The organism is Vibrio sp. 10N.286.46.A8, assembly GCF_041470165.1.
In the GTDB taxonomy this organism is placed as follows: Bacteria; Pseudomonadota; Gammaproteobacteria; order Enterobacterales; family Vibrionaceae; genus Vibrio; species Vibrio tasmaniensis_A.
Genome location: NZ_JBFRLX010000008.1, coordinates 1,355 through 14,069 on the forward strand (window position 1 = coordinate 1,355; position 12,715 = coordinate 14,069).

Consider the following 12,715-nt stretch of genomic DNA (forward strand, 5'->3'; position numbering starts at 1 on the left):
AGGAAAATATAATGAAAATGATGAGAAAAACATTGTTGGCTTCAGCAATGCTTACTCTATTTAGCGTCAGTAGTTATGCAAAAACACCTATTGATTTAGGCGTTGTTAATGAAGACAAACTCATTGAAATGCTAGTTAGACAGGGCTTAGTCGACCAAGATGCAACCGATGTGGCAAAGCACGACGCACTTGACCGCTACTTGAAGAATAAAATCAATTCCGGTTTTAAAGGTGACGCTCAATTCGGTAAAAAAGCACTTGAGCAACGAGCAAAAATACTTAAAGCCATAGAAAAAGGATCTGGTGTTAAAAAGGCGAGCGTCTTTGCGTTAGAAGTCGGCACCAAGCGTACCGATAAAGTACTCGCTCTGTTAGTCGATTTCCCTGATTTGAACTGGGATAACAACAAACTGACCGAAGAGCACACACAAATGCTCTACGAGAGCTACAACCCAGAACATTATCAAGAGTTGTTGTTTTCAAACTCTGGCTACACTGGGCCAAACGGCGAAAACCTAATCTCGATGCGTCAGTATTACCAAAGCGAATCTGGTGATAGTTACAGCGTTGCGGGCCAAGCTGCAGGTTGGTATCGCGCCTCTAAACCTGCGTCATTCTATGGGGGTAACTCCCCTACTACCGACAACGATCTCAACGCGCAAGAACTGGTTCGCGAAGCACTGAATCAATTGGCTCAAGATCCTAGCATCAACCTAGCCGATTACGATATTGAAGATCGTTACGATTACGACGGTGACGGAAACTTCCGTGAACCCGATGGTGTGATTGATCATCTAATGGTGTTCCACGCATCTGTTGGTGAAGAAGCCGGTGGTGGCGTATTAGGCCCTGATGCGATTTGGTCTCACCGATTCAACCTTGGTCGCACTCATGTACTTAAAGGCACCTCTAGCTCGCTTCCAGACCGCTTTGGTGGCCAATACGCAGCATTTGATTACACGATTCAACCGATTGATGCCGCAGCTGGTGTATGTGCTCACGAGTATGGCCATGATTTAGGCTTGCCAGACGAGTACGACACGCAATATACAGGCAAGGGTGAACCTGTCTCTTACTGGTCAATCATGTCTTCGGGCAGTTGGGCTGGTCAAATTGGTGGCACACAGCCAACGGCATTCAGCTCTTGGGCAAAACACTTCCTACAGAAGTCGATTGGTGGTCGCTGGGTTAACGATGATCAAATCTCAATTAATGATCTAGAAGACAACCCACAAGTTTACACGCTGTTCCAAACAACGGATAACAGCCGTCCGAACATGATTAAAGTGGATCTTCCAGAAAAACAGATCGAAGGTTTAAAACCGTTTGCTGGTGAGTATTCGTTCCACTCTCGAAAAGGCGATGACCTGAAAAACAGTATGACACGCAAGTTGGTGATTCCAGCCGGTGATTCTGCACTGCTTTCGTTCAAAACTTGGTATGAAATTGAGAAAGACTACGACTTTGCGCGCGTACTAGTGAATGGCCAAGCCATTGCAGGCAACATCACCTCATTGGATGACCCATACAATACTGGCCTCGTTCCTGCTATTGGCGGCAAATCTGGCGGGTGGATTGACGCTGAGTTTGACGTTTCACAATGGGCAGGCCAAGAAATAGAGCTTTCGTTTGAGTACATCACCGATGGTGGCTTGGCGATGGAAGGTTTCTATTTGGATAACCTCAGTGTGGTCGTTGATGGTGAAGTAACCTTAATAGACGATGGTGAGAGCAACTCCACCTTCGCCCTAAATGGTTACAAACTGAGTAATGGGTTCCACCAAGCGCAACACTACTACCTGTTGCAATGGCGCAGCCACATGGACGTTGATGAGGGTCTAGCCAACATCAAACGCATGGGCCAACTGATCTCATTCGATCCGGGTTTGATTATTTGGTACGTAGACGAATCTCTGACTGATAACTGGGTAGGCAAACACCCAGGTGAAGGTTGGTTAGGCGTGGTCGATGCCGACCAGAATGCAATGACTTGGGAACAATCCGGTGAAGTCGCTCAAACTCGTTACCAAGTTCGTGATGCGGCGTTTTCACTCAAAGATCATACTCCAATGCGTCTTGTAAACAGCGACAATGATGTGCTCGAAGATACCAGTTTAGTTGGCAATGCTAGCTTCTCGGATGACCAAGATTACACATCGCCTCAAGCACCAGACTCAGGACGTATCCTGACGGAGTTTGGTTTAGCGGTCGATATTGTGAATCAGAGTTACAACAACGAATACGGTGTGGTTCGCTTATCTAAAGTAAGCCAACACAACGTCGCTCCTACTGCGAACTTCGAACTTAATGTGACTGGCCTGAACGTTTCAGCACGTAACTTTAGCTCAGACCAAGACGGTGAGATCACCAGTTATCTATGGGACTTGGGCAACGGCACAACAAGTAACGAATTGGCGCCAACTTGGTCTTACGAGCAAGCAGGTGAATACACGGTGAACTTGACTGTTGTCGACGACAAAGGCAATACCGATTCGTTCAGCTCCGTAGTGAGTGTTGAATCTCCAAACGCTCTTCCAGAAGCAAGCGCGAAGTACATTCACTTGGGTCGCTGGGTAACCATGTGGTCAACAAGTTCAGACAGTGATGGTCGTATTGTTGATACCGAGTGGACACTTCCAAACGGTAAGGTGAAACGAGGTCGTACATTCACCTCAATCTTCCCATCATACGGTAAGCACAAGGTGACACTGAAGATAATCGATGACCAAGGCGGGATTACGACTAAGACAATTTTAGTCGACCTGTAAATCATAGCAGGCTCTATCATGAGGATTTACAAAATAAGCTTAAGTACTGTTGTCACAGGATATAAACCACGACAGCAGTTTTAAGAAAACGTCATTATTTAAGCCATAAGCGAAAGCCCTACCGATTCGGTAGGGCTTTTTATTGGTCGCAATTTAAGATACTAGGGGTTTAGTCACAGTAAAAAACTTGCTGAACCACCATTCGGAACCATTACACGGGCTGCTTTTGAATGCGTGATTTACGCGCACTGAATGCAAACAACAAAATTACGGCCAAAACGAATGGTAAAACGTAAACGTTAAGGTTTTGCCAACCTACTGTTGACTCCAACCAACCAGACAGTAGCGCCGTGACAGTTACACAGCCAAACACAACAAATTCATTGAACGCTTGTGCCTTGGCTTTATTTTGAGCTTGATACGACTGGCTGAATAAGCCTGTTGCAGCGATGAACATAAAGTTCCAACCCACACCAAGCACAACCAAAGCCGCTCTAAAGTGCCAAATTGATACGCCATGGATATTGATGGCAATACTCACCACAAATAACACGCCACCTGCAAGGATCATCATTCTTGAACCGAACTTCTCGATGAGGGAACCCGTAAAGAATGCAGGCACAAACATACCCAATACGTGCCACTCAATCACACCAGCAGCTTTAGTAAAATCGAATCCGCAACCAATCATCGCCAATGGCGTTGCAGTCATCAAAATATTCATCACGGCGTAAGCAACCATGGCCGCAAACACAGCGCCAATAAAGTTCGGCGCTTTAACGATCACACTTAAAGGATCGGCTTTGGGAGCCTGACTATTAAAAGAGACCTTAGGAAACTGAATTGTTTGTAACAAGGCTAAAGCTAAGATGTTTAGGCCGATCAGCGAAGCAAAAGCACCAATATACAAGCCATCTGCTGACCACTGTTGAGACATAATCGCTAAGTTTGGCCCGAGTACCGCCGCCAACACGCCACCAGCCATCGATATAGATATCGCTCGATGACGGGCATTTTCATCACACACCTCGATTGCAGCAAAGCGATAAAGCGTGCCAAAACCTATGCCTATCCCAAGTAAGAACGTGGCGAAACAAAACAGATAGAAATTTTGCTGAGACAGTGCGTAAGTGGCAAGGCTCGCCCCTGTAATGCCAGCCACATTACCAATGCTAAATCCTCGCTTTCTCCCTAACTTGCCTGAAATTAGAGACGCAGGAATAGTGGCTGCCATTAAACCCAAAAATTGCAGCGCAACCGGCAAGGTAATCATGCTGACACTGGGCGCAATCTGCTTGCCGATCAAGCCAATCACCGAGATCAGTAATATGTTACCCGTCATCAGCAAGGCCTGACACAGTGAGAGCAGCCAAACATTTCTATTCATCTTCGTTCCTAAATATGAGCACAGTTGGTCAATAGACCAAACAATCAACAAAGTCGCAACACTTTGTTACTCATAGCAACTCTACAAAGCGGCCAATAGGCCAATATCAATAGTTACCACCATATGACTTTGATTAGCGTTACTTAAGACGCTAGAGTTGAAATTATCATTACTTAAGATAATAATAATTTTCTGTTATTTATAGGCTTTAGCATTTAAAGGTGAGTATGATTAATCCACTTTGGCTCAATACATTTAAGACTCTGGTTGAAGTTGGTCATTTCACCCAAACTGCAGAAAAGCTGTATATGACACAGCCTGGCGTTAGCCAACACATCAAAAAGCTTGAGCAAGCTTGTAACTGTGACTTGTTATCGAGAGAAAATAAGAGTTTCGAACTGACCGAACAAGGTCGGATTATGTATCGCTACGCTCTTAAACTGGAAAAAGACCAAGAAGATTTATTCGAATCTCTGAGTTTCGACAATCCTTATTCTGGGCAATGTCATCTATCCTGTTCGGGTTCACTCTCTTTGCGTCTGTATCCCAAGCTTCTTGAACTGCAGCAGCAACATCAAGACCTGAGCATCAACCTAGAAGCGGCACCGAACAAAAAGATATTGAACGACCTAATCCAAGGCACCACCGATATTGGAATCGTCAGACATTCACCCAATGACAGCTATTATCAGAGCCAAGTTATTGGTAATGAGGCGCTGTGCTTAATCGTCCATCATAGTCTTGCTGACTTAGAGATTACCCCTGAAGCTCTGCACAATATCGGCCTCATAGCCCATCCAGACTCTGCTCATTACCTGTCTTTGTATTTTGACCTATGCGGAGATAAAGATTTAGCGAACATCAACATCAATGAGATCCCGAAGTCTGGCTACATTAATCAACTCCACCAAATTCTATTACCCGTATCAAAAGGGCTTGGGTTCACCGTGTTACCCGCAGGGGCTGTCGAAAACTTTCCAGACAAAGAGAAGTTGCACGTTGTGCCACCTAAAGTGAAGGTTGAAGAAACACTGTATTTGGTTCAAAAACGAAACAGAAAACTGCCGCACAGATACAACACCCTTATCGATCTAATCAAACAACACGTCAGTAATTAATCCGAGACACAGAAAGAAGTAAAGCCTTTAGCTAGTTCGTTATTTCGCAGCAAGAGCTAAAGGCTTTAATGTTGGAGTGATGTTCAAAAGACAGCTACTCAGAAGCGCTCAGAACCTCTTGGGCTCGTTCAAAGTCGTAATTATCTAACGCACTTTGGACATCTTTAAGAACTGCTGAATGTGGATACTGTGCCAGTAATTCAGTCACGTATTGGGTCGCATCGTTATCATAAGCATCCAACAGCGAATACAACTTAGCACGCTGCTCTTGAGTGATATTAGGCGAATTCGATGCATCAGCGCTTTTCACCTCAGTTTCTTGAGTACATGCCGTTTCAACGCTTTCAGCACCAGACTCGTCAAAGCTGCTCTCAACCGCTTTAATCAATTCGATTAACCCAAGCTCAGCTTGTTTAAGATCCTGCTCATCACACGCCTTGTTATGCGCTTTGCTTTCAAGACCACCGAGTTGTTCAGCCAATTGCAACCCGCCAATAGAAGCCGCCATGCTTTTTAACGTATGTAGGTTCCGCTCTAACGTCACCCATTCATCTTGCACTAGGTTGTCGAAGGTATCCGACATAATGTCAGGCGCCCCTTGGCAGAATCTACCAAGCATCTTGTCTTGCAGCTTCACATCATAATGAGTCAGCTGACCGAACCTTGGCAATGAGAAAACAGGGAGAACCATCAGAGTATCAGAGCTTAATGTCGGACTGTTAGAGCTGCTATTTTGCATCCTAACTAAAGGCGACTCTGATGACGCTTTACCCTCAACCATCACCTCCGGCACGATGTATTTGATGATCAAAGAAGTCGCTTTATCTATGATAATCGGCTTGTCTAAGAAGTCCGTTACACCTGCGTCTCTTGCTCTTTGCTTCGCATCAGCAAACACATTGGCGGACATCGCGATAATAGGAACCTGAGTATCAAACTTACGGATCTGGCGCGTCGCTTCAAAGCCATCCATCACGGGCATTTGCAGATCCATAAAGATCATCTCGTATTCATTGCTTTGAGCTAACTCCAGTGCCTCTTTTCCATTCTCTGCCAAGTCGGCATTCAGATTAGAGCGGGTGAAGAATGCCAAAGCTAAATCTTGATTTAACTCATTATCTTCAACGAGCAATACCCTTTGACCTTTGAACTCTATCTGGTAATCCAGTTGCAGCTCTTGGGCTTTAAACTCTGCCAATTCTTCAACACTTGATCTTGGCAATGTTAGAACAAACGAAAACTCGCTGCCTTGCCCGAAAACACTCTCAACACTAATTTGGCCACCCATTGCACGAACCAATTTCTGGCTAATATTGAGTCCTAACCCAGTGCCACCAAATCGGCGCGTAGTTGTACTATCGGCTTGGCTAAATGCTTCAAAGAGCTTGTGTAGATTCTCATCAGAAACTCCTATGCCAGTATCGGCCACCATCACCTTCATAGTCAGACTGTTATCATCTGATTCAACAAGGGCTACAGTTAACGAGACACTGCCTGTTTCCGTAAACTTAATCGCATTACCAACAAGGTTAAGTATTACTTGGAACAGCCTTAATGGATCACCAATCAACGGAGTGTTTAACTCTGGATCTATCGACATAGACAAGTTAAGTTGCTTCTCATTCGCTTTGGGTTCCATCAACTCAATGACATCTTGGAATGTCGTCACGGGATCAAATGGGATGCTATCAATGACAAGCTGTCCCGCCTCTATCTTAGAGAAGTCGAGGATGTCATTAATGATGCTTAACAGTGAGTGCCCCGAACGGTGCACTTTCTCGATGTAATTTCGAGCGACCGGATTAGATATTTCGCCAATCGCCAGATAAGACAAACCAATAATAGCGTTCATTGGCGTTCTAATTTCATGGCTCATATTGGCTAAGAATTCCGATTTAGCTTGGCTCGCCAAATCGGCCCTCTGTTTCTCTTCTTCTAATTGCTCATTAAGGCGCTTCATTTCTGAAATATCGAATGCCCAAAATAGCGTGGCTATCTCGCCATCTAGCTCAAACAAATAATAGCTGACGAGCGCAACGAAACGGGTTCCATCAGATTTTCTAAGCACCAACTCCCGGTTTACTACCTTGCCATTGAGCATTAGCTCCTTATGTACATCATCCCGAACGGATAAAGAGTCATGAATAGAAGCTACATCGATAGAATCAAGATCAAGACCTTCAACCCCAAACAGCCGTTTCGCAGTATCGTTGGCATAACGAACTTTCTCTTCAAACACAACACTCGCGGCGATAGGAGAGCTGTTAAGCATATTGTAGAGTTGCTCCTGAGCCTTCTTAAGCGCCTCTGTTGCATCATTGGCAATGCTTATTTGTTTCGAGAGTTTTCGATTCCAGAAAACGATAAGTAAAACGATCACCAAAGCAAAACCTGAAATGGTATAAACCAATTCATAGTCGACTCTTTCTATCGCTTTTGGCGCTGCCCACTTCGCCGATATCTTTTGACGTTCTTCAGCAGAAATGCTCTCAATCGCCTTATTCACAATGGAATAAAGCAAAGGTTCAGACTTAATGACGTGTAAGGTTGGAGAAAGGAAAAAATCAAGTCGTCCGATAATTCCGACCTCACGATGACCAAATGAATCAATGAGGTAGTTTAGGACTTCGACAGTATCGATCATGCCATCTAGGGTTTCATCATCCAGTCGGTTAAGCCCATCTTCAGTGGATTCTACTTTCACCCATTCAATATTCGGGTATTTCCCGACAATCGCATCGGTATTTGCTGCGTTCTTCAAGATACCGATTTTCCATCCTTCAGCTTCCTCAAGCACCAAGCTACTTATGTCTCGTCTCGATGCAATAGCTAAACGGCTTGAAAACAGGCTCTTGACTGCTTTGACGTTGTCTCCTAACGAACGGTTCTCTTGTGCTGCGGAGACCAGTTCTACTTCATGATGATCAACCAAGCTTCGGGTCTCAGACCAACTTGCAACGTCTACATGGTTGATACTTAACCCTGTTTTCTGCTCAATGAGCGTTAGGTAATCGTCAATCATACCGATGTATTCACCGGTATTGGATACCGCCTCATAAGGCAACGAATTTGGATCGATACCTATCCGAACATCCGGATTGTCTTTGATCCACTTCCTCTCTTTTTGGCTTAGATTTAAGATCTCTCCAGTCAAATTACTCGCTTGATAAACATCCGCAATATAGCGTTTCGCCGCATCTCCGAATGAACTAAATTGTTCGACTGATGGAAAATAAACATGGTTCCGCTCTAACGACTGAACATCAAAGTAGAAAGTCATCGAACCAGAATTGGTGCTCCCTCCTTTGGTTCGATAATTTGCGACCTTGGTGACTGATGAAAAGTGAGAGGTGTTTTTCTTCTCTCCATATTCATCAACTAGGTTACCGATGTACCAAGATTTGATTGGACGATTACTATTATCCGCCTGTGCAGTGATCACCTGAAATGAACTGTCCGTATCGAAAATTTCAAAAACTTCGGTTAACTCTTCAAAGCGGTCATTGACGATAAAATACGCGGATATTTGCGCTATGATATTCGCCTTTTTAAGCACTTGGCTTAGATCATTCTGAACCTGCATCTCGATAATTTGGCTTAAACCGTCATCGGCCTGTTTAAGGTTGTTAATCGCGGCATTGAAGCTGTCTCTGATTTCCTCACTCTTAAAGTCAACATAGATCGGATACTCAATTTTATACTCGTCATGTAACGTTAGCTCTGCCATTTCAATAAAACGAGTATTGGTGATAAACCACTCCAGCACTCTTCGTTCAACCATTAACAGGTCAACATTTTGAGCCCTCAATTGTGAGAATGCCGATTCAAGACCTTCGTAATCTTCGACACGACCAATGTCTAACTTACCCTTCAGTACTTCAACAGAATTTTTAATTGGTGAGGTCTCGTCGAACAATAACGCCCCTAGTGATAGGTCGTTCTGAGATTCAAGTTTGAGCTTGCGGCGAGTCAGTGAAACAGGAACAAACTCAACATTAAGAACTTTATCACTTAGGAAATGAGCATTAGGATCATCAAACTGAACGCCAGAAACAAAGGCAATAGAATTATTGTTGTCGATGGCCTTTCTAGCGGCACTAGGAGGGAGAGTGACAACGTCACCCAGCTTATACCCCATATCATTAAGGGCACGTTGAATAATGTCGTGTTCTAGCCCGACCGCGGTGCTGTCTGGATACATATACGGAGGGTTACCAAAGCCAAATACGCCTTTTAGTGGCACTCGATAAGGAGAGGTATCTAGCCACTTTGATAAAATCTGGTTCTTATTTGCAACGTCAAAAGTTTCAATTTGTTTGTTGATTAGCGTCAGTAGCTCTGGTTCGTCATTTCGAATCACCATCGACGCTTCTAACTTTTTCCAATGCTCCAAAACATAGTTGACCGCTAGATCATGAACGCCAATCTTTTTCGCAAGATCCATAGTGGTGATAGGTTCACCGACCATGCCTTCAACATCACCAGACCCTAACGCACGCACCGCATCAATAACATTCTCAAAATCGACTCTTTCGATAGAGCTCAACCTCACTCCTGCACGCTCCAAGTCTATGTTTTCATTTACCATCGCAATGCGGCGTTTATTATTTTGATCTAGATTTCCATCGAGTTTTTTGTCGATAGGGACTATCACAGCCACCTGATAAGGAATATAGGGATCACTTGCAAGAAAACGTCCACCTTCACTTGGGTCGAACTGTTGGAATGGGAACACGTCGCCTCGCCCATCGACTAACGCCGCTTTGGCCTCGACGCGCGAGTCAACTGTGATAAACCGAACATGGACACCAAAACGCTGTTCAAGATCCAATGTCCAATCTTTGATGATCCCAGAAACCAGCCCGTCGTCATCGATGAATGAGTACGGGTAATGGTCGGAAAGCGCAATAAATGTGATGGTCGGTTGGTTTTCCAACCACTGGTTTAACTTAGCATCGGTCACTTCAGCCGCGTTTACACTGCGAATGACTAGTGACCACACCAATAAGCCAATGATAAGAGATAATACAAAACGATTTAGTGACAACATCAAGCCATCACTCATCGCTAAACTTCTCTTTAATCGCAAGAATCTCGGGCAACTTAAGAAAGAACAGATCAACGATAGTTGGATCAAAATGTTTGCCTTTCTGTTCTTCAAACAAGCTCAGTGCCTCATCGACACTCCAAGCCTTCTTATAAGGACGCTCTGCTGTCAGGGCATCAAACACATCAGCCACCGCAGCGATTCTTCCTACCAAAGGAATTTCTTCACCCGCGATCTGGTTTGGGTAACCGCTGCCATCCCATTTCTCATGATGATATTGCGCCACCTGAATCGCCATACGCATCAGTTTGGAATCACTCTGCCTACCAAGAATTTCAACACCGTACTCGACGTGTTTCTGCATAGTATTCCACTCACCGGCATCCAACTTACCAGGCTTTAGCAGCACACTATCGGGAATGCCAATCTTGCCAATATCATGCATTGGTGCTGCATCACGCAACGTCTCGGCATCTTCGTCAGTCATTCCCAAGGCTTTAGCTAGCACTTCACAGTAGTGACTCATACGCTTAACGTGCATGCCTGTTTCATTGTCTTTAAATTCAGCAGCTCTACCCAGTATGTTCAGTGTTTCTAGCTTACCGAGATTGATCTCTTGAGTTTTCTCTTTTACCTGACTAAACAACGCGCGTTGTTGGTCATAAAGTGCGATATGCGTTTTCACACGCTGGAGTGCAATAGCAGGGGTTATCGGTTTGGTTAGGTAATCTACAGCCCCCAAGGAGAGCCCTTTTACTTCGGCTTCAGGTCCAATTTTGGCAGTAACGAAGATAATGGGGATATGCGCGGTGTTGGGCTGTTCTTTGAGCTGTCTGCAAACTTCATAACCGTCAATATCAGGCATCATGATATCGAGGAGAATGAGGTCTGGCTGAGGCACCATCTTGGCTATCTTGATGCCAATGGTACCGTTAATTGCTACTTTGACTTGATAGGTATCTTTAAGTATTGCAGTCAACACATCCAAATTGCTTGGGGTGTCATCTACGACTAACACTATGGGTTTACGACTCATTGATACCTCGTATAAAAATCAAACAGTTATAAATATAGTGTAGAACGATTTTTAGAGGTTAATCAGAAAAAATAGCAATTGTTTATTGAAAATGAAGAGTAGATCTTCGAGTGACATCAAACCAACGTTTGTCGAAGTATGACCAGTCAAAAATTCGGCATCCACCCTTTGAATGTGAACCAGATAAAAACCATCAATTAGTTTCAACAAACACTCGCTTAAAATCAACCGACAATCAACTGAGGACGAATTAGATCATAAACAAAACTTTGTTCATTAGAGTGATTAAAGACTTGATTAACGACACCACCAGCCATATGTGAGTGTCCTCCACCAAACCCAGCACCTGTATCATTCAAAGCTCTCTTTATCACCTTAGCTACATCATTTTTGGGGCACTCAGAACGCAATGAAACGAATGTTCTCTCATGGCTACGAGCACTTAACACTACTATATCTATTTCATCAACGGTCAATAGAAAGTCGCCAAGCACTCCCAGCATATTTTTGGGGCACCCTTCTGGTAAGCTGCCAAATGCACAATTGCCGTCTTTCCTAATAGCTTCAAACATGGAATCAAATAACTTCAATTCTTGATATTCGATTTGATTGCGACAAATACGATTTACCATATTCATATCGGCACAGCTTTGGAGTTGAAAGAGAGCTTTGATATCAGCTTTGTTCATTGCTCGGGTAAAATTTGCCGTATCGAACGTTAATCCAACAAGTAAAGCCGTTGCTACGCGCTCTGGAATAGGCAGATCGTAATGATTAAAGTACTCAACCATAATGGAAGCTGTTGCGCCATAGTTAGGTCGAATATCTGAAAACCAAACGAAACTGGGTGCTATAACCTGATGATGATCGATCACACCAACTTCTATACCTGGTAAATCGGTAACGTTTTTTTCACCAATACAGCCATCCACAACAATGATTTTATCATTGGGTTTTAGATCTAATCGGTGTGACTTAACGATGGGAATATCAAGCCACCCAATCAAATTATGTAAAGAAACACGGTCAATAAAGCCTTGATAGGTAATGAGGGGTTTAAAGCCCTTCTTCCTAAGTAAATAAGCGAGAGCAAAAGCGGAGCCTACCGCATCATGATCAGGAAAGTCATGAGCTTGAATGATGATTCGTTCACAGTCCTTCAGGCGTTCCAGAAAATCGTCAAATGAGAAAATAGACATACTTCACCTTAACCTTTGAGCTTTTCTATTGTATTGAGAACAGTTTCAGTACCACTATCCAATTGACTAACCATCTCATCTCCATATTGAATTCCAATAAAAACGCCGATAGCGATTAAGAGAAGAGCAATAATTTTTAACATGAGAACACCACCATTTA

The 12,715-nt window shown here is 43.9% G+C and carries 7 protein-coding genes; 2 read left to right on the forward strand and 5 right to left on the reverse strand.

The features are described from left to right. The first annotated feature begins 11 nt into the window (after nt 1–11). Nucleotides 12–2,768 (forward strand): immune inhibitor A domain-containing protein, encoded by a 2,757-nt coding sequence (locus AB4232_RS00745; protein ID WP_372085633.1) that lies wholly within the window; start codon nt 12–14, stop codon nt 2,766–2,768. 211 nt (nt 2,769–2,979) lie between these two features. On the opposite strand, the gene AB4232_RS00750 is transcribed toward AB4232_RS00745, so the two are convergent. Beyond that, on the reverse strand, nt 2,980–4,155 hold the full coding sequence (locus AB4232_RS00750) for an MFS transporter (RefSeq protein ID WP_372085635.1): 1,176 nt from the start codon (nt 4,153–4,155) through the stop codon (nt 2,980–2,982). Between the two features lie 227 nt (nt 4,156–4,382). Here AB4232_RS00750 and AB4232_RS00755 point away from each other — a divergent pair, with 227 nt between their 5' ends. After that, a complete protein-coding gene (locus tag AB4232_RS00755) occupies nt 4,383–5,273 on the forward strand; it encodes a LysR family transcriptional regulator (RefSeq protein WP_009844857.1) in 891 nt (296 codons plus the stop codon). A 94-nt stretch (nt 5,274–5,367) separates the two neighbouring features. On the opposite strand, the gene AB4232_RS00760 is transcribed toward AB4232_RS00755, so the two are convergent. From AB4232_RS00760 to AB4232_RS00775, 4 genes are all read right to left on the reverse strand, one after another. Beyond that, nucleotides 5,368–10,338, reverse strand: a complete 4,971-nt coding sequence (locus AB4232_RS00760) for an ATP-binding protein (protein ID WP_372085637.1) — start codon at nt 10,336–10,338, stop codon at nt 5,368–5,370. After that, nucleotides 10,331–11,356, reverse strand: coding sequence for a two-component system response regulator (locus AB4232_RS00765; protein ID WP_135382031.1), 1,026 nt, complete (start codon nt 11,354–11,356; stop codon nt 10,331–10,333). The genes AB4232_RS00760 and AB4232_RS00765 overlap by 8 nt, the downstream gene beginning before the upstream one ends. Nucleotides 11,357–11,580: 224 nt before the next feature. After that, nucleotides 11,581–12,555 carry a bifunctional oligoribonuclease/PAP phosphatase NrnA gene (locus AB4232_RS00770; RefSeq protein WP_372085639.1) on the reverse strand — a complete coding sequence of 325 codons (975 nt, stop codon included), beginning with the start codon at nt 12,553–12,555 and terminating at the stop codon, nt 11,581–11,583. Nucleotides 12,556–12,563: 8 nt separating this feature from the next. After that, on the reverse strand, nt 12,564–12,698 hold the full coding sequence (locus AB4232_RS00775; protein WP_017101536.1) for a hypothetical protein: 135 nt from the start codon (nt 12,696–12,698) through the stop codon (nt 12,564–12,566). Nucleotides 12,699–12,715: the final 17 nt, after the last annotated feature.